Source organism: Streptococcus sp. GMD1S (genome assembly GCF_000296875.1).
Taxonomy (GTDB): Bacteria; Bacillota; Bacilli; order Lactobacillales; family Streptococcaceae; genus Streptococcus.
Genome location: NZ_AJQY01000397.1, coordinates 1 through 779, shown reverse-complemented (window position 1 = coordinate 779; position 779 = coordinate 1). Strand labels below are relative to the sequence as shown.

Genomic DNA, 779 nt, shown 5'->3' with positions numbered 1-779 from the left:
GCCTTGTTTCCACATATGAATGTGTTTGAAAATGTTGCCTTTCCGCTCCGCTTGCGCAAGATTGACAAGAAAGAAATCGAGAAACGCGTAGCGGAAGTTCTCAAGATGGTTCAGTTGGAAGGTTACGAAAAACGTTCCATTCGTAAACTCTCTGGAGGACAACGTCAGCGTGTGGCTATTGCCCGTGCTATCATCAACCAACCCCGTGTGGTTTTGTTGGATGAACCTTTATCAGCGCTGGACTTGAAATTAAGAACAGACATGCAGTACGAACTGCGTGAACTGCAACAACGATTGGGCATTACCTTTGTTTTTGTCACTCACGATCAGGAAGAAGCGCTTGCCATGAGTGACTGGATTTTCGTTATGAATGATGGCGAGATTGTCCAGTCTGGAACACCTGTGGATATCTACGATGAGCCGATTAACCATTTTGTTGCAACCTTTATCGGTGAGTCAAATATCTTGCCAGGAACCATGATTGAGGACTACTTGGTTGAGTTTAACGGCAAACGCTTTGAAGCGGTCGATGGTGGGATGAAGCCAAATGAACCTGTTGAGGTCGTGATTCGTCCAGAGGACTTGCGGATTACCCTTCCTGAAGAAGGCAAGCTCCAAGTTAAGGTCGATACCCAGCTCTTCCGTGGGGTTCACTATGAAATTATCGCCTATGACGAACTTGGAAATGAATGGATGATCCACTCAACCCGTAAGGCCATTGTTGGTGAGGAAATCGGTCTGGACTTTGAACCAGAAGATATCCACATCATGCGTCTCAA

At 46.1% G+C, this 779-nt stretch carries 1 protein-coding gene; it reads left to right on the top strand.

All coding sequences use genetic code 11. From position 1 onward, the window contains the following. Positions 1–779: ABC transporter ATP-binding protein (locus GMD1S_RS10605; RefSeq protein ID WP_000629628.1), on the top strand; the 779-nt coding region annotated here is incomplete at both ends.